This is a genomic window from Pauljensenia sp. 20925_1_27, assembly GCF_041432835.1.
Taxonomy (GTDB): Bacteria; Actinomycetota; Actinomycetes; order Actinomycetales; family Actinomycetaceae; genus Pauljensenia.
On the sequence record NZ_JAPWAH010000006.1, the window covers coordinates 1 to 22,430 of the forward strand.

16 protein-coding genes are annotated in these 22,430 nt (G+C 65.2%); 12 read left to right on the plus strand and 4 right to left on the minus strand.

Annotated features, from left to right (window positions below; all coding sequences use genetic code 11):
* The 3 genes from O3684_RS04995 to O3684_RS05005 all read left to right on the plus strand — a co-directional run.
* Positions 1-657: hypothetical protein (locus O3684_RS04995; protein ID WP_500065422.1), on the plus strand; the 657-nt coding region annotated here is incomplete at its 5' end.
* A 135-nt stretch (positions 658-792) separates the two neighbouring features.
* Complete coding sequence (locus O3684_RS05000) at positions 793-1,437, plus strand: TetR/AcrR family transcriptional regulator (protein WP_500065424.1); 645 nt, start codon at positions 793-795, stop codon at positions 1,435-1,437.
* 272 nt (positions 1,438-1,709) lie between these two features.
* Positions 1,710-5,273, plus strand: coding sequence for a bifunctional proline dehydrogenase/L-glutamate gamma-semialdehyde dehydrogenase (locus O3684_RS05005; RefSeq protein WP_500065425.1), 3,564 nt, complete (start codon positions 1,710-1,712; stop codon positions 5,271-5,273).
* A 187-nt stretch (positions 5,274-5,460) separates the two neighbouring features.
* Here O3684_RS05005 and rpmB read toward each other — a convergent pair whose 3' ends face one another.
* Positions 5,461-5,652 carry a 50S ribosomal protein L28 gene (gene rpmB / locus O3684_RS05010; RefSeq protein WP_003792657.1) on the minus strand — a complete coding sequence of 64 codons (192 nt, stop codon included), beginning with the start codon at positions 5,650-5,652 and terminating at the stop codon, positions 5,461-5,463.
* A 204-nt stretch (positions 5,653-5,856) separates the two neighbouring features.
* Between rpmB and O3684_RS05015 the strand changes: the two genes are divergently transcribed.
* From O3684_RS05015 to O3684_RS05055, 9 genes are all read left to right on the plus strand, one after another.
* On the plus strand, positions 5,857-7,470 hold the full coding sequence (locus O3684_RS05015; protein WP_500065426.1) for a DAK2 domain-containing protein: 1,614 nt from the start codon (positions 5,857-5,859) through the stop codon (positions 7,468-7,470).
* The gene (locus O3684_RS05020; RefSeq protein WP_500065510.1) at positions 7,458-9,605 is read left to right on the plus strand and encodes an ATP-dependent DNA helicase RecG; all 2,148 of its coding nucleotides are present in this window, start codon (positions 7,458-7,460) and stop codon (positions 9,603-9,605) included. The genes O3684_RS05015 and O3684_RS05020 overlap by 13 nt, the downstream gene beginning before the upstream one ends.
* A gap of 23 nt (positions 9,606-9,628) precedes the next feature.
* Positions 9,629-10,267: a 16S rRNA (guanine(966)-N(2))-methyltransferase RsmD gene (gene rsmD / locus O3684_RS05025; RefSeq protein ID WP_500065427.1), complete on the plus strand. Its 639-nt coding sequence runs from the start codon at positions 9,629-9,631 to the stop codon at positions 10,265-10,267.
* A complete protein-coding gene (gene coaD / locus O3684_RS05030) occupies positions 10,264-10,734 on the plus strand; it encodes a pantetheine-phosphate adenylyltransferase (RefSeq protein ID WP_500065428.1) in 471 nt (156 codons plus the stop codon). The genes rsmD and coaD overlap by 4 nt, the downstream gene beginning before the upstream one ends.
* Positions 10,735-10,764: 30 nt before the next feature.
* Entirely contained in the window at positions 10,765-11,475 is a 711-nt protein-coding gene (locus O3684_RS05035; RefSeq protein ID WP_500065429.1) for a hypothetical protein, read from the plus strand.
* A complete protein-coding gene (locus O3684_RS05040) occupies positions 11,468-12,037 on the plus strand; it encodes a YceD family protein (RefSeq protein WP_500065430.1) in 570 nt (189 codons plus the stop codon). Before O3684_RS05035 ends, O3684_RS05040 begins: the two co-directional genes overlap by 8 nt.
* The gene (rnc, locus tag O3684_RS05045; RefSeq protein WP_500062490.1) at positions 12,037-12,759 is read left to right on the plus strand and encodes a ribonuclease III; all 723 of its coding nucleotides are present in this window, start codon (positions 12,037-12,039) and stop codon (positions 12,757-12,759) included. The genes O3684_RS05040 and rnc overlap by 1 nt, the downstream gene beginning before the upstream one ends.
* A gap of 82 nt (positions 12,760-12,841) precedes the next feature.
* Entirely contained in the window at positions 12,842-13,456 is a 615-nt protein-coding gene (locus O3684_RS05050; RefSeq protein WP_016461860.1) for a response regulator, read from the plus strand.
* A 254-nt stretch (positions 13,457-13,710) separates the two neighbouring features.
* Entirely contained in the window at positions 13,711-17,247 is a 3,537-nt protein-coding gene (locus tag O3684_RS05055; RefSeq protein ID WP_500065431.1) for an alpha-L-fucosidase, read from the plus strand.
* A gap of 105 nt (positions 17,248-17,352) precedes the next feature.
* Here the strand turns inward: O3684_RS05055 and O3684_RS05060 are convergent, their stop codons facing one another.
* From O3684_RS05060 to cydD, 3 genes are read right to left on the minus strand one after another with little or no spacing between them, the layout of a single operon-like run.
* Positions 17,353-18,999 carry a GAF domain-containing sensor histidine kinase gene (locus O3684_RS05060; protein WP_500065433.1) on the minus strand — a complete coding sequence of 549 codons (1,647 nt, stop codon included), beginning with the start codon at positions 18,997-18,999 and terminating at the stop codon, positions 17,353-17,355.
* On the minus strand, positions 18,996-20,750 hold the full coding sequence (gene cydC / locus O3684_RS05065) for a thiol reductant ABC exporter subunit CydC (RefSeq protein ID WP_500065435.1): 1,755 nt from the start codon (positions 20,748-20,750) through the stop codon (positions 18,996-18,998). Before cydC ends, O3684_RS05060 begins: the two co-directional genes overlap by 4 nt.
* The gene (cydD, locus tag O3684_RS05070; protein ID WP_500065436.1) at positions 20,747-22,423 is read right to left on the minus strand and encodes a thiol reductant ABC exporter subunit CydD; all 1,677 of its coding nucleotides are present in this window, start codon (positions 22,421-22,423) and stop codon (positions 20,747-20,749) included. Before cydD ends, cydC begins: the two co-directional genes overlap by 4 nt.
* Positions 22,424-22,430: the final 7 nt, after the last annotated feature.

The window sequence follows — 22,430 nt, forward strand, 5'->3', positions numbered from 1 at the left end:
TCCTTCCGCGTGAGCCAGGCGAAGAAGACGTTTGGCCTGCTGAAAAACTGGAAGATCCAGGATGCGATGGTTGCCCGCGTCGATGTGGAGGCGGACAATGTCACGGCCTTCTCGATCGGCGGAGAAAAGCTCTCGATTGCGACGCTCAAGCAATCCTCCAGCAGCTCTCTCGTGCTCTACCCCGGCGTCTACACGTTCACCCCGGAGGAGACGGGGGACTACATTGATGCGGCACCCAAGACTCTGTCCGTCAAGGCTGCGACCGGGTACGACTCCTCGACATACGGTGGCACCGTTGCGCTGACGGGCACGTATAACGACAAGATGGCCGCCGCCGCGCTCGAGGCTGCGGCTGCTCTGACGAACTCGTGTGCGACCGTCCCGGGCAATATCGATACAGCATGCCCGGTGCCTGTTCAGTCTCGGACCCTCGCTCTCTTGCAGGTTAAGGCGATGCCCACAACGATGAAGGCGACGACGGATGAGGGCGGCGAGTACACCGGCGAGGCAACGTTTACGATCCAGGGCATAGAAAGCGGGGACAAGCAGCGTGAGGTCACGTCCCGGGTGACTGCCACGGTGAAGACCGACAAGAATGGCAAGCTTGAATTGGATGCGTCGGGTAAGCCCCAGTTCGAGGTGCGATTCGGCTACTGAGGCCCGTATTCACGCCATGTGCGCACCGGGTATGCGGACTCGGCGAAAGAAGTTCGCATACCCGGTGTCGTAGCGGCGGTTGCGCGCTATGATGGGTTTTTGGTAACCCTGTCACACCGAATCTGGAGCAGCCGCATGAGCAATGAGGCCCAGGCAATGCAGACGCGCAAGCCCGGTCGACCGAAGGCCGGCAGTGAGGATAAAAAGGCGCGTATCCTCGCAGAGGCGTTGATCCTTTTCTCGACGCGTGGTTTTGTCGCGACGTCGCTGGCGGATATTGCGCGCGCAGCCGATATTTCCAAGGCTGGCCTGTTGCACCACTATGCATCGAAGGATCAGCTCCTCGCGGCTGTCCTCGATGAGCGTGATCGTCGGGTTGTCAGTCGTCTTCCGCGCGCTGAGGAGGGCGCGGAGGCTGCACTGGACGCGTGGGTGGACATGGTTGCGCACAACCAACGTCATCCCGATGGAGTTGCCCTCTACACGGCAATGTCGGCTGCCGTGATCGATGCGCAGCATCAGGCTCATCCGTGGTTCCGTCAGCATCTGCTCGGTGCGATTGAGTATCTGGTGAATGCGATCGAGCATGGCAAGGAGCGTGGCGAGGTTCGCGCCGATGCGCCCAGTGAGCAGATCGCACGTAAGCTCGTGGCGCTCTCCGATGGTTTGCAGGTGCAGTGGTTGTGTTCGCGCGCTAATGGTGGGCGTGAATTCAATATGCACGAGGTGATGGCCGGTGTGGTTGACGACGTGAAGGTGCGCTGGCTTATCCGTTCCTGAACGAGGCCGGGGGTGCCTCCGCACAGGAGGCACCGTGTTGTGAAAAGCGGCACAGATGATGAGGGTTTGTGGCTGTTTTTCGCGAGTTGGGGCTTAGGTCCCGTGTTGGTCGTATTATGGTCATGCGCTGGTGCCACGGAGAACCCTGAGAAGCGTTAGCATGGACAAACCAGCATACTTCACGATGTCGGGAGTTTTGCCGAACGTGTCCAGCGAAGCCGCTGCACGTGACGCGGAGAATCCGTCGCTCATCCACGCCTGGAGGTCTACGCATGACGAACGTCGCCGTTCCTACCCCGCCCCACCCCGATTCCAACGCTCGACGCTGCCCCGATGATCTGTGGGCGCTGGGGGAGAGAGCGATCATTCGAGCCCGCCGCTGGGCCGATGAATCGGCCCATGAGCCGACTCCGCAATCGGCCAAGATTCTCTCCCGGATCCTGTCCGACCCGGACGGTCTGACGTTCACCACTCGATTCGTTGACGACGTCGTGCGTCCCGCGGATCTGGACGTGGCCAGCGAAGCGTTGAAGCGCCTGTCGGCCGGCCGTAAAAACTTCCTGCCCCCGGCCCTGGCCGCGGCGATGGGGCTCGGGTCAACCGCCTCGCGCCTCGCACCCCGCACTGTGACGACGGTGGCGCGACGCGTATTCCGTGAGATCGTCGGTGACCTGGTCGTCGACGCAACCGACAGGGGTCTCGGCCCTGCACTCGAGCGCCTGCGTCAGGGCGGCCACCGCCTGAACGTGAACCTCCTCGGCGAGGCGGTTCTCGGCGAGAAAGAGGCGGCACACCGCCTGGCAGAGGTGTCTCGCCTCGTCACCCGCGAGGACGTCGACTACGTCTCCATCAAGGTCTCTGCCGTGACGGGACCGCACAACCCGTGGGGCTTCGAGGAGGTCGTCGACCACGGCGTGAGTGCCCTCCTGCCCCTCTACCGCCTGGCCCGCGACAACGGGACCTTCCTCAACCTCGACATGGAGGACTACAAGGACCTTGATTTGACGATCGCGGTGTTCACCGCCATCCTCGACCAGCCGGACATGCGCGGCTACGAGGCCGGTATCGTCCTTCAGGCCTACCTGCCCGATTCGCTCGGTGCCCTCCAGCGCCTCCAGGAGTGGGCGCGCACGCGCGTGGACGCGGGAGGCTCGCGCATCAAGGTGCGCATCGTCAAGGGCGCGAACCTGTCTATGGAGCGGGTGGACGCGGAGATCCACGGGTGGGAGCTGACGACCTGGCCGTCCAAGCAGGCCACAGACACCAACTACAAGCGCATGCTCAGCTGGGCGATGACCCCGGAACGCACGCGAGCGATCCGCCTGGGCGTGGCTGGACAAAACATCTTCGACATTGCGTTTGCCTACGAGCTGCGCGCCGCGCGCGGCGTCGAGGACAGCGTCGAGTTTGAGATGCTCTCCGGCATGGCCACCGGCATCCAGGAGGTCGTGCGCCGCGACGTCGGTTCTCTCCTCCTCTACGTCCCGGTCGTCAACCCCCGTGAGTTTGACGTCGCCATTTCTTACCTGGTGCGCCGCCTGGAGGAAAACGCGGCGCCCGAGAACTTTATGTCCGGTGTCTTCGATATCGCCGAGAACGAGGACGTCTTCGCCCGCGAACGCGACCGTTTCCTGGCAGCGCTGTCCGACGTTGATCCGGACGCGCCCGTTCCCGTTCCCAACCGCAGCCAGAACCGTCTGGCCGAGCGCGAGGCCGGGGTACCGACTCAACAGGGGAGTCTCGCCCAGCGCGCGCATCGCCCGTTCAAGTCCGAGCCGGATTCAGATCCAGCCCTGGCGGCCAACCGCCAGTGGGCACGTGACATCGCTGCGGCGATCCCTGGCTCAACCCGTGGCGTGAAGGCCGTGCATGACGGAGCGGAAGCGCTGGCGACGAACAAGGCAGTGGACGGCCTCGTCGAGGCAGCTGCCCGCGCCGCACGCTCCTGGCAGGCATTGTCTGCCGACGAACGAGCCGCGACACTGCATCGTGTCGGCGACGTCCTCGCAGCGCGCAGGGGTGAGCTGATCGAGGTCGCCGGATCTGAGGCCGGAAAGACCATCGATCAGGCTGACCCCGAGGTGAGCGAGGCCGTCGACTTCTGCCACCACTATGCGCAGGCCTCTTTGCAGCTCACCGATGAGGCGTACATGGCGGGGGCACGATTCGTACCTGTGGATGTCACCGTCGTCGCCTCCCCGTGGAACTTCCCCATCGCCATTCCTGTTGGTGGCGTCGCCGCGGCGCTCGCGGCCGGTAGCGCGGTGATCCTCAAGCCCGCCCCGCCGGCCAAACGCTGTGCAGCTGAACTCGTCGCGGCCTTCCACGAAGCGGGAATCCCTCGAGAGCTGGTGGCACTCGCCCCGCTCGACGACGGGGACGTGTCACGCTATCTCGTGACACATGAGGACGTCGACCGTGTCGTACTGACCGGTTCGTACGACACGGCTCGTCTCTTCCGCTCCTGGAAGCCGGACATGCACCTGCTGGGCGAGACGAGCGGCAAGAACGCTATCATCGTCACTCCCTCTGCGGATCCCGATTTGGCGGTGCGCGACATCGTGCATTCCGCCTTCGCGCATGCGGGGCAGAAATGCTCGGCTTCCTCTCTGCTGATCCTCGTCGGCTCCGCGGGACGCTCCACGCGTATTGCGCGTCAGCTCGTTGACGCGACCGCGTCGCTGCGGGTGGGATTGCCGGCGTCACTGGACTCTCAGGTCGGCCCCGTTGTCGTGCCCGACGACGTGAAGGCCGTGCGTGGCCTGACGACCCTGGGCGAAGGTGAGCACTGGGTACTGAAGCCCCGCTACCTGGGCGATGGGCTATGGACCCCGGGTATACGAGCGGGCGTGGTCCCTGGCAGCGAATTCCATCTGACGGAATACTTCGCGCCCGTTCTCGGTGTCATGCGTGTCGATACGTTGGAAGAGGCAATCGACGTTGTCAACGAGGTCGACTACGGCCTGACCTCAGGCCTGCACACCCTCGACACCGAGGAACTAGCGACGTGGCTGGATAATATTGAGGCCGGAAACCTCTATGTTAACCGTGGCATTACCGGCGCAATCGTTCGCCGTCAGCCTTTTGGCGGGTGGAAGCGTTCGGCCATCGGATCGACCACGAAGGCTGGCGGCCCCTCGTACCTGCTGGGTCTGGGCGAGGTTGAGCCCGACCGCGATGCGATGGCGGGGGCGTCCGGTGCTCCCGTGGAGGCGCTCGATCCGAGTGTGCTCGCCCTGTGTCGTGCGGCCGGTCCTCACCTGAGCGCGGATGATGCGGCCGAACTGAGCCGTGCCGTCGCCGCCGATGGCGCTGCCTGGGCATCCGATTACGGGGCCAACCGCGACGTTACCGGCATGGCCTGCGAACGCAATGTCCTGCGCTACCGTTCCACGCCGGTCCTCGTGCGCGCCGGGAGCGGGACTGCCCTCGCCGACACTGTGCGTGTGCTGGCAGCGGGCATCCTCGCGGGTGGCCCCATCGGGCTATCCGTTGCCGACGAGCTTCCGGCTACCATCCGGGAGCTGCTGGAGGGCGGGGATATCGAGGTGACGGTCGAAGACGCGCACTCATGGGATTCTCGCCTGGCGATGGTGGCGAACTCGGGCGGCCTGGGAATGCGCGTGCGCGTCCTTGGCCCGCGCGAGGAGTCCTCGGAGGATCGTTGGGAGCGCGCAAGTCGCGCGAGTATGGGCAGCCCCGATGTTGCGCTGTACACGGGAGCGGTGACGCCGTGCCCCCATACGGAACTGCTGCCCTTCCTGCGTGAACAGGCGGTGGCGATCACGAACCATCGTTTCGGAACGCCGCTGGATTTGGCTGCGGGGCTCCTGTAGCGCTTGCGCCCGGCAGTCGGTTGAGCCTCTGAGCTCGGCGGAGGACAGTGAACGCCCGCGACGATGAGTCGCGGGCGTTCACCCATGTTGATTCAGGGCATGTACGCAGCGGAGGCGAGGAGTGGATAAACGCTGGAGGGGCGAGCCTGTCGGCTCGCCCCTCCAGCGTTACGTCAGTGTCGTCGACTCAGATCGCGCGGGCGACCTTGTCGGACTTCAGGCACTTGGTGCACACGTTCAGGCGCTTGGGCGTCCCATTGACCAGGGCGCGAACGCGCTGAATGTTCGGATTCCACCGGCGGTTGGTGCGAACGTGCGAGTGCGACACGCTCTTGCCGAAGCCGGGTCCCTTACCGCACACGTCACAAACGGCAGCCACGATGTTCTCCTCGGTATGTCTTCCAGTTCAGTCTTTGGCTCCCCACGGTCGCGGGGAACACTTCCTCCGGTGCTTGAACCGAAGGCAACCATGACAGAATAGCGGATGATGCGCGCTTTCAACAAGTCGCACGCGTGATCGGTCGTGTCAGGTCGCACACAGCAACCCTCGCGGGGACAATGGGACGGGCAGGAAAGGGGAGTCATGGAGCTCAATGCAGCGGTCATCATCGAGGCGTGTCGCGCCGGTGCCGAGGAGGCGGCGAGGCTCGCGCCCTTTCTTGATGACCTGGATGGATGGGACGGCGCGGATTGTGACACGGGCACAAATGCGGCGGCCACGATGGCTGCCCTCGCCGCTGCGATGGACTCCCTGGAGCCTCGCGCCCACCTGCGCGTAGCACTCGAGGCGGGTGTGGAGACGATTATCCGCCGGGGCATCGGGCATAGCGGTCTCGCGCTCGGTGCGCTGTTCGAGGCCTGGGCTGGTGCCCTGACGGACGAGCACCACGTGACGCCGCTCGCAGCGCGACGGATGCTGGCGGCTTCCTTGACGCCTGTGGCCTCGTCTATCGAATGGTCCGATGCGCTCGTTGAGATGCTCAACGGTGCTGTTCGTGAGCTTGCGGATATGGGCGATACGCTCCCCGAGGTTGAAGACGTCTTCTCCCGCTTTTCGACACAGGCGCAGATCGGCCTGGTGGAGGCGACGAATGAATCGACGGGGCGCATCGATCCCGGCGGTGCGTTCATCGCTCTGGTGCTCGCGTGCATCGATGCCGCCATGCGTGACGACGCCGGTATCCTGCAGTCTTTCACCGCGATGCTCGCTGACCTCGCGGAGCGCCACTCGCGCGCGCCGGAGGCTGCCTCGCCCCCGCCCGGCCGTGATTTCACGGTCGACATCATCCTGGAGGGTACCGAAGACGACCTACGCGGGCTGCTCGTGCGCCTGGGGGGACTCGGTGCGCGCCTGTCCTACGTGGGCCGTGTGGATCTGTTTGGAATGGGGGAGTGGCGTCTCCACGTGGATACGTCCGCGCCGCTGGCTGCGCACCCCACGTCCGGGCAGGTTGTGCGCTTCCAGGTGTGCGACGCGCGTCCCGATGCCCAGATCGGCATCGACGAGCTGGCGGACGAGGGGCTCAGCCACCGCGGCGTGCGTCTCCTGCAGCGTCGCCCGATGCGCCGAGTCGAGCGCGCACGAGTCATCGTGTGCACCCGTGCCCCCGGCCTCGTCGAAGAACTCGCACGCGCAGGAGCCGTCGTTTTCCTGGACCTGAACCCGAGCGACGCGGCCGGTGTCGTCTCCGCAGCAAGTTCGCGCACGGGCGTGACGCTCGTTGCCCCCTGCGACGAGGCCAGCGCCGCCCTGGTCGGTACCGTTGCCTCTGTTCTTCCCGCTCCAGCTCCCGGCGTGCCTGCGATCCTGCGTGCAGCCAGCAGCGATGATCTCGGCGTCCTCGCGGTCGCCCGCGCGTGCGCTCCTCTCTTCGTCCCGCAGCCAGGTGGCCTCGCGGCGGCTCCGACGCTCGCGCGGATGCTGCGCGACGGTGCCCACGACGCGCTGTCGACGTGGACGACCGCCCCGCTACCGCTCGACGGGGATCCCGAAGGGATCGCCGAGGCATTGGCCGAGGCTGCGCGCGGGGGAGCACAGTCGTGGCGGCTGCTTGTCTCTCGCGACGATGATGGTCCCTACACGGTGGCGACGGTGCGCCAGCTGCTCTCCACGCGTGATGCGTCCTCGACGATCGACCTGGAGACGTGGGATGGTGGGCAGAGCGGGCCGAGCCTGGTCGCGGGGTGCGCCTCGTGAGTGCACTCGACATCCCGCTGTCCCTGCGCCTGCCCAAGAAGACGGCGAAGGCGCTGGCGGGCGGCGGGGTTGCGACGGTGGGCGACCTGCTCATGGTGGCACCTCGCCGGTACTACCACTGGGGCCGCCTCACGCCCCTGTCCTCCCTGCGAGAGGGGGAGGATGTCACGATCCTCGCCGAGGTTGCGTCCGCGCACCTGATCGCTAACCGCTCCGGATCGGGCGTCCGCCTGGAGGTCACTCTCACGGACGGCGTTCAGTTCCTCTCCGCCACGTTTTTCGCGAAAAATCAGTACAAGCTTGCGCCGATCGAGAGGATCCTGACCCCCGGGCAATCCTTCCTTTTTGCCGGGAAAGTGGGCGCCTATCGCGGCAAGCTTCAACTCACCCACCCGTCTTTCGAAGGCGTCGACGGGGAGGATATCGAGCGAATCGCCTCCCGGCCCATCCCGATCTATCCGACGACGGGGTCCCTGGCCTCGTGGGCGATCGCCCGCGCCGTCGGCATGGTTCTCGACCACCTCGACGATGCGGACGTACCTGACGTGGTTCCTGCCGATGTCCGCGATCGCGTCGACATTCCCGCCTATGCGTGCAGCCTTCGTCGCCTGCATCAGCCGCAGACGGACGAGGACTACCAGCAGGCCCGCCGCGCACTGGCCTTTACGGAGGCGTTTGTTCTGCAGGTGGGGCTGGCGATGCGTCGGCGTGGCGCACGCGCGACCCCGGCGGTCGCTTCCCCCCGGAGCGCCGCACTCGTGGATCGGTTCCGCGACTGTCTGCCCTTCCAACTCACCGATTCTCAGGAGGACGCTGTCGCGCAGATCAGCGCCGACCTTGAGCGCGAGACCCCGATGCAGCGCCTCCTCCAGGGGGACGTCGGTTCGGGTAAGACGATCGTCGCGCTCATGTCCTTCCTGCAGGTCGTCGCGGCGGGCCACCAGGGTGCCCTCGTCGCCCCGACGGAGGTCCTGGCCGAGCAGCACGCAGCATCCCTGCGCGCCCTCCTCGCACCCCTGGGAGAAGAAGCCCCCGACGTGCGTCTCCTGACCGGTTCGACGACGCCGGCTGTCCGCCGTGAGATTCAAGCGGCGATGAACTCCGCGCAACCGCTCATCGTCGTGGGAACGCACGCACTCTTCCAGGAATCTGTGCGTTTTTCCGACCTCGCCCTCGTTGTCGTCGACGAGCAGCACCGCTTCGGCGTCGAGCAGCGTGCCGCGCTCCGTCGAGCCCGGGAAGATGGTCGCGGTGTCCACGAACTGGTGATGAGCGCGACGCCAATCCCGCGCACGATCGCCATGACCGTGTTCGGTGACTTGGATGAGACACGCATGAGCGGGATGCCCCGCGGTCGCACGCCCGTGGCCACCTACCTCGCGGACGCAGCAAACGCCGCGTGGGTGGAGCGCACGTGGGCCAGAGCCGCCGAAGAGATTTCGCAGGGGCGGCGCGTCTACGTCGTCTGCCCGCGTATCGACGCTACTGATGAGGTGAGCGATGCCGACGAGGAGCACGCGCGCCCGCTGGCATCCGTCAGCGAGGTTGCCGCCTATCTCCGATCCCACCCGGCGCTCGCGGGAGTGGCCATCCATGAGCTCACGGGGCGCACGCCCGCGCCCGTGAAAGCCCAGATCATGGAGGACTTTTCCGCCGGACGCGCCCCGCTCCTCGTCGCAACGACCGTCATCGAGGTCGGCGTTGACGTCTCGGAGGCAACCCTCATGGTGATCCTCGACTCCCAGCAGTTCGGGCTCGCTCAGCTCCATCAGCTGCGTGGGCGTGTTGGGCGTTCCTCCCTGCCCTCCCTGTGTATCGCGATGCATCGGCATGAACTCACCGATGCGGGGCGCGCGAGGCTGCAGGCATTTGCCGAGACGACCGACGGTTTCGAGCTCGCCGAGGCCGATCTGCGCCTGCGCAAGGAGGGTGACGTCCTGGGCGCCGGTCAGTCGGGCAAGGCTACGCACCTGCGGTTCCTCTCCGTCCGCCGCGACGAATCACTCATCCGTTCGGCTAAAGAAGCAGCCGACGAGCTCCTCGATAGCGACGCGACGCTGGAGGGCCATCCGGACCTCGCGCGCGCCCTGCGTGGCGCCTCCGAGGGGCAAGTCGAGTGGATGCAACGCTCCTGAGGCGTGCCCGGTAGGGTAGAGGCATGACCAGAATCGTCGCAGGTAGTGCCAAAGGGCGAACCCTCGCCGTGCCTAAGTCCGGGACGCGCCCCACATCGGAGCGCGTGCGCGAGGCGCTTTTCTCCCGTCTCGACCACATGAACGTCCTGAATGGGACAACCGTGTTGGACCTGTACGCCGGGACGGGTGCGCTCGGCCTGGAGGCGCTCTCGCGCGGTAGCACACGCGCAACGCTCGTCGAAAAATCGTCTGGAGCGGCGCGCGTCGCCTCCGCCAACGTCCGCTCGACCGGTCTGCCCGCACGCGTCGTCACAGCTGATGCTCGTGCGTATCTTGCTGCGCGCACCGGCGAGGATCTGTGCGGAGACGTTGACCTTGTTTTCATCGATCCTCCCTACGACATTGCCGAGGCGGATATGACCGCCATCCTGTCGCTGCTCGGACCCTGGATCGGCCCCGATGCACTCGTCGTCGTTGAGCGCTCGACCCGCGCACCCGCGCCCACATGGCCGCCCTTCCTCGTCTTAGAAGACCAGCGCACGTGGGGCGAGACCGTCGCCTATTTCGCGGGCCCGCCACTACCCACGGAAGACTCAGAGGGCGGCGTGAGCGCTCCCGAGGAGGCCGAGGCCTCGTCGATGAGTGAGGAGGACCGCCGATGATCGCACTGTTCCCAGGCTCTTTTGACCCCTTTACGAATGGGCATCTCGACGTCGCCGAGCGCGCCTGCGCCATCGCTGAGCGGCTCATTATCGGCGTCGGCATCAACCCCGCCAAACATGGGCTGATCCCAACCGACCGAAGGGTCGCTCTCATCGAGGAAGCCACCGCCCACCTGAGCAACGTCGACGTCGTGGCCTTGGAAGGGGCGACGATGGACGAGGCCTCGCGCTTGGGTGCCACACTCATCGTCAAGGGCGTGCGCTCGGCAATAGATCTCGATCACGAGGCCCCTCAGGCAGCCTTTAACGACGAGGTCGGTGGCATCGACACATGGTGGATCCCGACCCGCCCCGCGCTCGCGCATGTCTCGTCGAGCGCCATCCGCGAGCTATTCGGACTCAAAAAGGATATTTCTCGGTATGTCCCGCCAGCGGTTGAGCGATTTCTGACCGACAATAGAAGCTGAATCATGCTCGGTGGAACGCAGGAGGCAGCCATGGCTGATACGCCCGACAACAAGACGCAGGACGAGTGGAACGAGGAAACCGTCTACGGTCCCTCCACCGTGATCGCCGCCCTCGATCAGATCGAGGATCTCGTCGAGTCCTCGCGCACCGTTCCCCTGTCCGCATCCATCATGATTAACAAGGCCGAGCTGCTTGACCTCCTGGATCAGGCACGCGAGGCTCTGCCGGAGGATCTCGTTGCTGCCGACGCCGTCGTCGCCGATGCCGACGCGGTCCTGGGACGCGCGGACTCCGCGGCAGAAACCCGTATCGCCGAGGCGAACTCGCGCGCATCCTCCACCCTCGACCAGGCCAACGAGCGCGCCGCACAAATCATCTCCGATGCTGAAGAGGAAGCTGAACGGACGCGCTCGCGAGCGGACGACGAGGCGACAGCTCTCGTCTCGCAGGCACGTTCGGATGCCGAGGCGACGATCGCCGACGCGAACGCACAGGCGGCGCGCATCGTCTCCACTGAGAACATCGTGCGCATGGCCGAGGACCGTGCGCGCGAAATCGTGTCCGAGGCGAAGCGCTCAGCGGCATCGCTACGCGAGGGAGCCGACGACTACGTGGCCAACTCCCTCGATGAGCTCGCGCAGCTCATTTCCGACCTGTCGCGCCGCACGGATGCGGGCCGTCGAACGATCGCCGAGCGCCGCGGCGTTGGCGTGACAGATGTGGACCTGGCCAATGAGTGACAAGACCCTGGTGCTGTCCCTGGCGCGTCTGCCTCGCGCTCTCGGATCCACGTTGCATGAGGACCTCGTGTGGGTGACCCCTGACGACCTTGGGACCCCCTCGATGTCGGCCGTGCCCGGCGTGCCTCTGGACATCTCCGTGGACATGACCAGCGTCGAGGATGGTGTTCTCGTCTCGCTGGCAACATCGGTGGACCTCGTCGGTGAGTGCGTGCGCTGCCTCGACGAGGTGCGCGAGCACCACGACGTCGTCAGCCAAGAGGTCTACTTTGAGCCCGGTGCCCCGGTCCTGACGTCCGCGGACGACGAGGGTGAAGAAGCAGATGACCTGTTCGTCATCGGCGAGCGCGACACCATCGATATCGAGACCCAGCTGCGCGACGCGATCGTTCCCCTCGTCGACCCGCGCCCGCTGTGCAGCGACGACTGCGCGGGCCTGTGCGATGTGTGCGGTGAGAAGTGGGTGGACCTGCCCGAGGATCACGAGCACTTCGTCGTCGATCCGCGCCTGGCTTCCCTGGCGTCCCTGCTGGGGGAGGATGGCGAGTCGGAGCGTTCGTGATGGCCCGTTCGAAGCACTTACCGGTACCCCCGCGCACGGATACAGACGCTCTCGTCGACGCCTGGGGGACACGCATCGACGCGCCGCTGTTACAGCTCGCTCTGGTGCATCGTTCCTACGCGAACGAGGCTGGAGGAATCGCAAACAACGAGCGCCTCGAGTTTCTCGGCGATTCGGTGCTCTCCATCGTGATTGCGGAGAAGCTTTACGAGCAGTACCCCGACGTCGCAGAGTCTGATCTGTCGCGCATGCGCGCGGCCACAGTCTCGCAGCAGCCTCTGGCCGCAGCGGCTCGGCGCATTAACCTGGGTGACTTCGTGTTCCTCGGCAAAGGAGAGTCAACGCACGGAGGGCGGGATAAGGATTCCATCCTCTCCGACACGTTCGAGGCGCTGATCGGCGCGACCTACCTGACGAGCGGGCTTGAGGAAGCTCGTCGCGTGATCCTGGAGCGTCTCAGCTTCCTGCTGGTGGATGCCCCCTCGCGTGGTCAGCATCAGGACTGGAAGACGATCCTCATCGAGTACGCCCAGGCACAGGGCCTGGGCGAGGTGTCCTACGAGGTGGAGGGCGAGGGGCCGGATCACCAGCGCGTGTTTACGGCGCAGGCCTTCGTCTCCGGGCGTTCGGATGCACTCGGGACGGGGCAGGCCTCGTCGAAGAAGCACGCGGAGAACGCGGCCGCGCAGGATGCGATGAGCCGCCTATCTCCGGAGCAGTAAGTACTAGTAATCGAGGGCGCGTGCCCTCCTGACCGTTAGAATCAGACACGTGAGTGAAAATACCGTTGCGCGCACGCGCGTTATGATCGTCGACGATCACGAGATCGTTCGACGTGGCATTGCTGAGATCGTTGACCGAGATGAGGCCCTGGAGGTCGTTGCTGAAGCCGGGTCGGTCGCTGACGCCGTGCGTCGCGCCGATCTGGTGCGCCCCGACGTCATCCTCGTTGATCTGCAGCTGCCCGACGGGACGGGTATCGACATCATGAATCGCCTGCGCGCCTCTCATCCGCAGATCCTCCCGGTGGTCCTGACGTCCTTCGACGACGACGAGGCCCTGGCTGAGTCCCTGGAGGCCGGAGCGCGTGCGTACATTCTCAAGACCGTGCGCGGAGCTGAGATCACGGACGTTATCAAGGCTGTCGCGGATGGCCGCGTCCTGCTGGATGAGCGTACGCTCACGCGTCGGCGCGTCGATCACGAGGATCCGACCGCTGACCTGACGCCGTCGGAGCGTAAGGTTCTTGACCTGATCGGAGATGGTCTGTCGAACCGTGAGATCGGCGAAAAGCTCGGTGTCGCCGAGAAGACCGTGAAGAACCACATCACGTCGTTGCTGTCCAAGATGGGGCTGCAGCGCCGTACGCAGGTTGCCGCCTGGGTTGCCGGGCAGAGGGCTGCCGCGTGGCGTAACTGAGCCACTGCCTCGTCCCTGAGGGGAGGAGGGTTAACAAGCGGGTCGGGGTAACCGGCCCGCTTGTCGTATGTGCGAGCGCAAGAGATCGAATAGTACGACCGTTTTAGTTTCCGCCTAAACGGGGAACCCCCTGATTTTCGAGAAAGCTACTATCAAACTGATTCACGGGAAAGCCCTGTGGGGTAACGTTCGCCTCATCCTCACCGTTGAGGACGGACACCGTTGTCCACCATTACCCCTTGAAAGGACACCCCGTGAACCTCAAGCGAATGCTTGCCGGGTGTGCGGTCGCTACGGCACTGGTGCTCGCACCCATGAGCGCCCCCACTTTTGCCGACGCGCCGCCAGCGCCTACCGGCGTCCCCGCAGCGGTCCCACTGAGCTCCACCCCGAAAATTGCCAAGTGGCAGGAACTCCAGTACGGCATGTTCATGCACTTCGGCGTCTACTCCGTCTACGGCGGCTACTACAACGGACACCGCCAGGCAATGGGCTACCCCGAGCAGATCAAGGCCTGGGAGAACATCCCCACTGAGGACTACCTGCTCAAGGCCAAAGACCTGGCCGCCAACTTCGATGCCGCGGCGATCTGCCAGACGGTCCACGACTCCGGCATGAAGTACCTGATGATCACGTCGAAACACCACGACGGCTTCGCCATGTGGGACACGAAGACGACCGACTACAACATCGTCAAGCAGTCCAACTACGGCAAAGACCCGATGAAGGAGCTGTCCACCGAGTGCAACAAGCGCGACGTGAAGCTCGCCTTCTACTTCTCGATCATCGATTGGACGAAGCAGACCCCGGAGCCCTACGGCAATGTCAACCCCATCGATGAGGAACTGATGACGACCGTCATCAAGCCCCAGCTCACCGAGCTCCTCACCAACTACGGCCCGATCGCCGAACTGTGGTTCGACATGGGCGGCCCCACCGCGGAGCAGTCTCAGCGCATGGCCCAGTGGGTCCACGAGCTCCAGCCCGACACGATGGTCAACTCGCGCGTGTGGAACAAGGCCGGTGACTTCGAGGTCGGCGGTGACAACTCGGTGACCACGGACTTCCACATGGGCCCGTGGGAGTCGATTCGCTCGATCTACCCGGCCTGCTGGGGCTACTGCTCGTGGGCGAACCGCGACGATAGCGCGAAGAGCTACAAGGAACGCGAGCTGGTCAACAACCTCATCGGTACGGTCGCATCGGGCGGACAGTTTGCCTACAACGTCGGCCCGAAGGGCGACGGCACGATCGACGCCTTCGATTCCGGCGTCGTCACCGAGGTCGGCCAGTGGATGGCGCGTCATCCCGACGCCATCACGGGAGCGCGCCCGACGTGGTTCCCCGCCCCCAACTGGGGCAAGGTGATGACCAAGGGCAACGACCTCTACTTCTTCCCCGAGCTGTGGAGCCCCGGCAAGACGCTGACGCTTCCCAGCGTTGGTGGCCACGTGAGCGCCGTGACCGTGGATGGCACCGACCGCGCCCTCGACTTCTCCCAGGATGGGACCACCCTCACCGTGACCATGTCGGGCGAGAATCCGGAGCCGAACCTGCGTCCCGTCATCAAGGTGACCTTCGACGGCGCCCCCACGTACATTCCCACCCAGACGGTGACCGCCGTCGACGGAGCGACCATCTCCTCGGAGCAGTTCTTCGGACGGGCCTCCGCGATGCGCTACTCTGGCGCGCAGGCCTACGACGCCTACCTCGTGAACAAGGGGGATCAGGCCATCACCGACCTAACCCTGAAGTTCTCGGGCAACTTCGATGCCTCGACAACGTACAAGATCACTCTGGGGACCACGTCCATTGAAGTGACCGGTGCACAGATCGAGGCCGGAGAAGTCGGCGAGGGGCTCACCCTTGAGCCCGGGCAGGTCACGCCGCTGCGCCTCGAGCTGGCGCACCCCGCCTACTACGCCGATCCGATTCGCCTGGGCTCCGTGAGTGCGACCGTGCACGTCTACGGAGAGAACGCGGCCACCCAGCCGCCCGTGATCGCCACGGATCCCGCATCGGTGTCTGTGAAGGCGGGGGAGAGCGCTACCTTCACCGTTGTTGCCTCGGGCCGCCCGACCGCCACCATCCAGTGGTACCGCGTCCCCAAGGGAGCGACCGAGGGAACGGCAATCCCGGACGCTACGAGCGCCATGTACACGCTGACGACCACCCTCGAGGATGACGGCGCACAGTTCTACGCCGTCGCCACGAACGCCAACGGTTCCACGACCTCGGCACGCGCGACCCTCACCGTCACCAAGGGCAGCGACAACCTCGCCCTCAACAAGACAGCCACCATGTCCTCGACCGGGTGGGGAGGCACCGCTTCGCGCGCCGTTGACGGCAATACGGACGGCGTGTGGGATAACGGCTCGGTCGCCCACACGGGTAAGCAGGCCAACCCCTGGTGGGAGGTCGACCTCGGCGAGGAACACCCCCTCGGCGTCGTGAACGTCTGGAACCGCTCGTCGTCCGACAACTGCCAGGGAATCTCGTGCGACCAGCGCCTGCACGACTTCTGGGTGGTCGCCTCCACGACGCGCCTCGATGCCTCCTTTAACCCCGCGACGGCTGGTGCAGTTGACGGCGTCCACGCGATCAAGGTTGACGGAGTCGGCGGCCGCCCGAGCGCGGTCGACTTCGAGGGCTTCGACGCACGCTTCATCCGCGTTATCCAGCCCACCGAGTTCGGTGAGTTTGCGCTCGCGGAGGTCGAAGCCTTCGCAGCCGCCGCACCGACCCCGGATCCCGATGAGCAGGAGCCTCCGGTTATTAAGCCGCTGACGGTCACCGCTAACCCGGCGGAGGATGCGCAGATCTCTGGAGACGGCGCATTCCGTACCGTGACAGGCAAGGAGGGGACGCAGGTCACGATCAAGGCCGAGGCCACTGGAACTCCCACGCCGACCCTGTTCTGGCAGATCAAGCGCGAAGGTTCCGACTCGTGGTCCATCGTGGAAGACGAGAACGGTCCCGAGCTGACCCTGACGATCGACGGTGAGAGCAACGGCTCCGTTGTCCGTGTCATGGCGATGAACGAGGCCGGGGTCACCGAGTCGGGTCTGGTTACCCTCGCCTTGGCTGAGGAACCGGCACCCACGCCTGACCCGACCCCGGATCCGGCACCCACGCCTGACCCGACCCCGGATCCGGCACCCACACCCGATCACACGGTGGGTACCTGGATGAATGACGGCATCGGCTGGTGGTGGAAGATCACCGGCGGTGACTACGCCAAGAACGAGACCCTCACCCTTGATGGCCGCGTGTACCGCTTCGATCAGAACGGCTACATGCTGACGGGTTGGGTGTACTGGGATGGTGCGTGGCGCTACCACAACGGCGCCGGAGCGCAGGTCACAGGATGGGTCAACCTGGGTGGCTCGTGGTTCTACCTGACACCGGAGACCGGCGCGATGGTCACCAGCTGGCAGATGGTGGGAGACAAGTGGTTCTTCTTCGCCTCCAACGGCGTCATGAAGACCGGCTGGCTCTACACGAGCGGCGCGTGGTACTACCTGGATCCCTCTGGCTCGATGCACACGGGATGGCTCCAGATGGGCTCGAACTGGTACTTCATGGGTGACAGTGGTGCCATGACGATCGGTTGGAAGCCGATCGGAGGCACCTGGTACTACTTCGATGCCTCGGGCCGGATGGTCACCGGCTGGCAGCAGATCGGCGGGGTCTGGTACTACTTCGGGACCGGTGGCGACATGTACACGGGTGGCCACTGGATCGGCTGGCGTTGGTACACCTTCTCCAGCGGTGGTCAGTGGCTGGGGTGATACTCAGCTGAAGGACCGGAGATAGTGTCTCTCGCCCGCATGCGGTGGGGGTGGAGTTCCAATCGGAACATCCACCCCCTCCGTCGTCTCTGCGGCTCTGTGACCTTAGCCCTCGAGCGGGGCGATCCAACGGATCTGCGTGCCGACACCGCCGTCGCCGCTGTCCGCGTCGAAGCTGCCGTGGTGGCGTCGTGCACGTTCCGCCATGTTCGCCAAGCCGGAGTTTCGGGTACGCGAGGGGTCGATGCCGCGTCCGTCGTCGTTGATCGTGATTCGCACGCGTCCGGTCTTTCCTTGTCCCGAGACATCGACGCACACGGTCGCCGCGGTCGCGTGTGCATGACGGGCGATATTGGATAGGCCTTCGCGTACGATTGCCACGACGTCGTCGGAGAGGTCGGGATCGACGCGCCCATCGAACTCATCAATGACAACGAGCTCGTTATCCAAGTCTGAGTTGATGGCGCGCCCGTCGAGCGTGATGACGAGTGAGGGAGCAAAACCCAGCGCGGAACGGGTCAGTGAGGACTCGCGGCGAATACGCTCGACGAGGCCGACCGCCTTGTCGCGCTCGCGCAGATTGTGCACGATGGTGCGGATCTGGCGGACAGCCTCGTCAATGGAAGCGAGGGACGAATCGATAAGCGCCTCAATGGATGAGGGATCGGCCTGCCCCGCTGCAACTTTCTGCTTCGCTGCGTCCAGCGCCATGCCGGTCGCAAAGAGCTGCTGGATCGCGAAATCGTGCAGGTCGCGCCCGATGCGGTCACGCTCGTCGAGCAGCGCTGCCACGTCCTGTGCGTGGCGAGCGGAGGCTAGTTCGAGCGCAAGGGTGGCCTGAGACGCCAAGGATTCCGCGAGGGATAGCTCTGAAGCGTCGAACTCGGGGGCACCAATTTGTCGCAGGAGAATGAGAACGCCGGAGGAGACACCGCGGGAGCGCAGGGGAGCGTAGAGCGCGGACCCGAAGGCGGCCAGTTCAGGGACACGCATCGTCTGTGCGCGTGACATCGAGTCGACGATCATGCCGGTGCCCTCGTGCAACACGCTCATGGCGCGCCCTTCGGGCGGGAAAACGAGACCCAGCAGGTTGGAGGCGTTCTTGCCGTCGACGATTTCTGCGGCCCACGTGTCACCGACGGACTGCAGGACGATGATCGCGGTGTCTGCGTGGGAAACTTCGCGCACGGTCTTGGCGATGAGTTCGAGGGCTTCCTCCTCATCGGCGCCCTCCAGCATCGTCGTTGTCAGGGACTGGGAGGCGCTAATCCATCGGGCGGTGCGCTTGGAGTCCGCATAGAGGTTCGCGTTTTCGACGGCGATGCCGGCGGCGGGGGCCAGGGCCGCGACCACGGCCGCGTCCTCGTCCGTATAGCCGCCGGGCTTTCCCATCAGGTAGAGGCGCCCGTAGACCTGTTCGTGCACGAGGACGGAGACCCCGAGGAAGGGCGGGGTGGAGGCGGGCAGATCAATGTCGGGCGCGTCCTGCGGGGAGTTGACGAGGAGCGGTGTGTTGACGGGGATGACAGTCGGCAGTGACTCGGGCACGGGCGGGGCAGGGTAGGAGTCGTGGTGCTCCAGGCGCAGGGTGGTGGCACCCCAGGTGTCGAGCACGCACATCGTGGCGTGCGGTGACGAGGTCAGCGCGCAGGCCTGATCAACGAAGTTCTGCAGTCCCGACTTCAGGTCGAGTGAGCTCGTCAGGTCGAGCGCCGCCTGGACAAGCGTGAATTCTGTGCGTTCGTGGCTCATTGTTCCTCCTGCTCGAGAGCCCACTGGTAGGCGGGGAGAGTGCGTGTGGCGTCCTCATGTGTGCCCTGTGCTGCGACGTGAGCACACCCGCCCGGTTCGTCGGCAGCCAAGACGAGGACATGGTCGGCTTGGTCGAGAGCGCTGAGTCGGTGCGTGACGACCAGGGTAGCGCGGTCAGCGGACGGAGTGAGGAGCGTTTCCATGAGGCGGTCCGCGGTGGCGGCGTCGAGGTGTTCGGATGCCTCATCGATCGCCAGGATAGGAGCGGGAGCCGCAAGGGCGCGAGCCATGAGGAGTCGACGACGCTCGCCTCCCGATACGGTCGTTCCCCCGGAACCGATGACCGTGTCGATCCCCTCGGGGAGGGATTCGATCCACTCGTCCAGGCCTGCCCGCGTGAGCAGGTCCGAGGCCTCGTCTCGGGTCAGCGAGGCACGCGCCACGCGGAGGTTCTCGTAGATGGTGGTCGCGAAGACATGGGCATCCTCGGCCGTCATCGTGATGTGTGCGGTGAGCTGGTCACGGTCTGCTCCCCAGGCTGGTACGCCGTTGATGAGAGCTGCGCCCGACTTGGGTGGGATGACGCCCGTGAGGGTCGCCAGCAGCGTCGTCTTTCCGATGCCGGAGGCACCCACGACGGCGAGCGAGGAACCGGGGCGCAGTGTCAGAGAGATGCCGGTCGCCAGGGTCGGCCCGCCTGGCCAACCGATCGCCAGGTCGCGTGCCTCGATCACGGTGGGGCCTTCCGGGATGTCGTGGGGCTTGGTGGGCACCTCGTCGTCCAGCAGAGCGCAAATTCGCTGTGCTGCCTGGGCGCTGCGCACCAGCTGGGAAGCCGCGGGGGCAAGCTCGGCGACCCCCTCGAAAGATGAGAGCGGAATGAGGACGATGACCGCGAGGAGTACCTGAGCGAGCGTGCCCGACGTGGTCTGCGGGATCCCGATGAGGAGGGCACCGATGACGGCTGCGCCCATCGCACACACGTCGAGGCCTCGGGCTAGCGCGGAGAGCCTGGCCGAGTGGGCGAGGGCGGTGGACAGGCGCGTTTCGGAGCGCGCGAGTGAACTCTTGGCGTGGTTGAGTGTGCCCGCGACAGACAGCTCCGTGGCGCCTTCCAACACGGCGAGTGTCGTTGCCGCGATATCGGTGCGGGCCTGCGACCCCTGTGTTTCAGCGAGTCGAACCGAGCGCGCGATAAGTGCGGGTGCCACGATGCCAGAGACGATGAGCGCGCAGGCTAGGATCGCTCCCGCGGCCGGAGAGATAACCGTGACGACGCCGACCGTACCAACTCCGACGATGAGGGCGACGAGTGACGGCAGGAGGGTTTTAACGACGACATTTCCGACCTCGTCAACGTCCGCTCCGGCGCGCGTCATGAGGTCGCCGCGTCGCAGCGTCGTCAGCGTTGCCGTCGGTGCCTCGGACAGTCGATCGTAGAGGTTACCGCGCAGCGCGTCCATGCCCGCCAATGCGACCTTGTGCGAGGCGAGACGGGAGAGGTAGCGTGCAAGCGCGCGCGAGACGCCAAACAGTCGCACCGCGGTGGCAGCGACGGTCAGATACAGGACGGGTGGCTGCTGGGATGCGCGAGCAATCAGCCATGCGGCGGTGCCGCCGAGCGCGATGGCCGATCCGAGGGCCGTGACACCGAGGAACAGCGAGAGAGCAAACCCGGAGCGCGACACCTGCAGCATGGAGATGCAGCGGCGCAGCGCGGCCGACTCAGTGCGGGTCAGGAAGAGATTCATGCGTGTACCTCCTCGTCGGCAGTGGAGCGCACGTCGATGACGACGTCGGCGGCTTCCATCATCGCCGCTCGGTGAGCAATAACGATGACGGTACGCCCTTCCTCGCGCATGGCGTCAATGGCACGTACGACTGTCTCCTCGCTGAGGGCATCGAGATGTGCGGTCGGCTCATCAAGGATGACGACCTGAGAGCGAGCAGCCAGTGCGCGCGTGAGTGCCAGGCGCTGTCGCTGACCGACGGACAGACCAACGCCGCCCGACCCGATCGCGGTGTCCCAACCATCGGGGGTGGCGGCGAGGACGGTATCGAAACCCGTCGCAGCTGCTGCGGTGCTCAGTTCCTGGAGGGAAAGCCCGCCCATATTGTCCAGAATCGTCCCAGGCACGAGGGTGGGGGATTGAGGTACCCAGGAGATCTGCTGACGCCACGTGGAAGGAGAAATGTCTGTGAGGGCACTTTCATCGTGTGTGAGTGACGAGGGCGACGGACGCAGGAGGATACGGCCCGTATCAGGCGTCATGTCAGCCAGGAGGCAGGCGACGATTGTCGATTTGCCCGCGCCCGAGGGTCCCGACAGAGCCGTCACGGAACCGGGGCGGATGACCCCGCTCGTTGGTGTTGGGGCCCACGCTCCGCGCGCTCGGACGCCGACGCCGTCAAGGACGATCTCAGTGTGTGACATATCGGGGCACGCGGCGGTACCAGGGGAATCGACAGCTGCGGCCTCCTCGATAATGTCGAATGCGGCACGCGAGGCCGTGACACCGTTCGCGGACGCGTGGAACTGCGCGCCCACCTGGCGCAGCGGCTCAAAGACCTCGGGCGCGAGCATAATGACGGCCAGACCGTGGAACAGCGAGATGTTGCCAAACACCAGACGCATACCGACCTCGACGGCGACGAGAGCCACCGACAGAGTCGTGAGGAATTCGAGAACACCTCCGGAGAGGAACGCGACCCGCAGCGTGGCCATTGTCGCCTTTGTGTTTGCGGCTCCGAGTGCACGCAGGTGGGTGCGGGGGGCCTTTTCTCGACCGAGAGCGCGCAGCGTCGGCAGGCCGGACATGAGATCAAGGAGCTGGGCAGTCAGACGTTTCATCGAGGCGAGCTTGTCCTCCGAAGCTGCCTGCGTGAAACGCCCGATAAGAATCATGAAGATGGGAATCAACGGGATGACGATGAGTGCGATCAGCGCCGACCAGAAGTCGAGCAGAAGAATCACGGCGAGAGCTGCCGGTGTCACCGTGCAGACGAGAACCAGTTGGGGCAGGAAGGAGATGAAATAGGGGCGCAGGTCTTCGAGTCCCGTTGACAGCAGCGTCGTCGTCTCCGCGCCGTGTGTAGCTCTCCAGCGTGGGCCGAGTGTGATGCTGGCATCCACAACACGTTCGCGCAGTTCGCAGACGGCCGCTGCCGCTGCGCGCGTACTGACTGCCTCGCGGGCCGCGACGACAAGAGCGCGACACGCGAAAACGGCCGCGATACCGCCGATGACAGGGAGAACATCGCGCAGGGACGCGCTCCCTGAGACGACGGGTGAAAGGGTCGCAGAAATAAGCAGTGCTTGGGCGAGCACCAGCAACGCTGTGATCGTTCCGAGCAGTGCCGTCACGGCGATAGGACCGCGGGCTGAGCGGGCATAACGCAACAAACGAGGATCAAAGGGACGCACGTATCTA

Excerpts from the sequence above, each read along its gene's own strand:
- rnc (WP_500062490.1), top strand. The coding sequence starts at position 12,037 with ATGGCCCGTTCGAAGCACTTACCGGTACCCCCGCGCACGGATACAGAC.
- O3684_RS05000 (WP_500065424.1), top strand. The coding sequence starts at position 793 with ATGAGCAATGAGGCCCAGGCAATGCAGACGCGCAAGCCCGGTCGACCG.
- coaD (WP_500065428.1), top strand. The coding sequence starts at position 10,264 with ATGATCGCACTGTTCCCAGGCTCTTTTGACCCCTTTACGAATGGGCAT.
- O3684_RS05040 (WP_500065430.1), top strand. The coding sequence starts at position 11,468 with ATGAGTGACAAGACCCTGGTGCTGTCCCTGGCGCGTCTGCCTCGCGCT.
- O3684_RS05005 (WP_500065425.1), top strand. The coding sequence starts at position 1,710 with ATGACGAACGTCGCCGTTCCTACCCCGCCCCACCCCGATTCCAACGCT.
- O3684_RS05035 (WP_500065429.1), top strand. The coding sequence starts at position 10,765 with ATGGCTGATACGCCCGACAACAAGACGCAGGACGAGTGGAACGAGGAA.
- O3684_RS05060 (WP_500065433.1), bottom strand. The coding sequence starts at position 18,999 with ATGAGCCACGAACGCACAGAATTCACGCTTGTCCAGGCGGCGCTCGAC.
- O3684_RS05015 (WP_500065426.1), top strand. The coding sequence starts at position 5,857 with ATGGAGCTCAATGCAGCGGTCATCATCGAGGCGTGTCGCGCCGGTGCC.
- cydC (WP_500065435.1), bottom strand. The coding sequence starts at position 20,750 with ATGAATCTCTTCCTGACCCGCACTGAGTCGGCCGCGCTGCGCCGCTGC.
- rsmD (WP_500065427.1), top strand. The coding sequence starts at position 9,629 with ATGACCAGAATCGTCGCAGGTAGTGCCAAAGGGCGAACCCTCGCCGTG.
- O3684_RS05050 (WP_016461860.1), top strand. The coding sequence starts at position 12,842 with ATGATCGTCGACGATCACGAGATCGTTCGACGTGGCATTGCTGAGATC.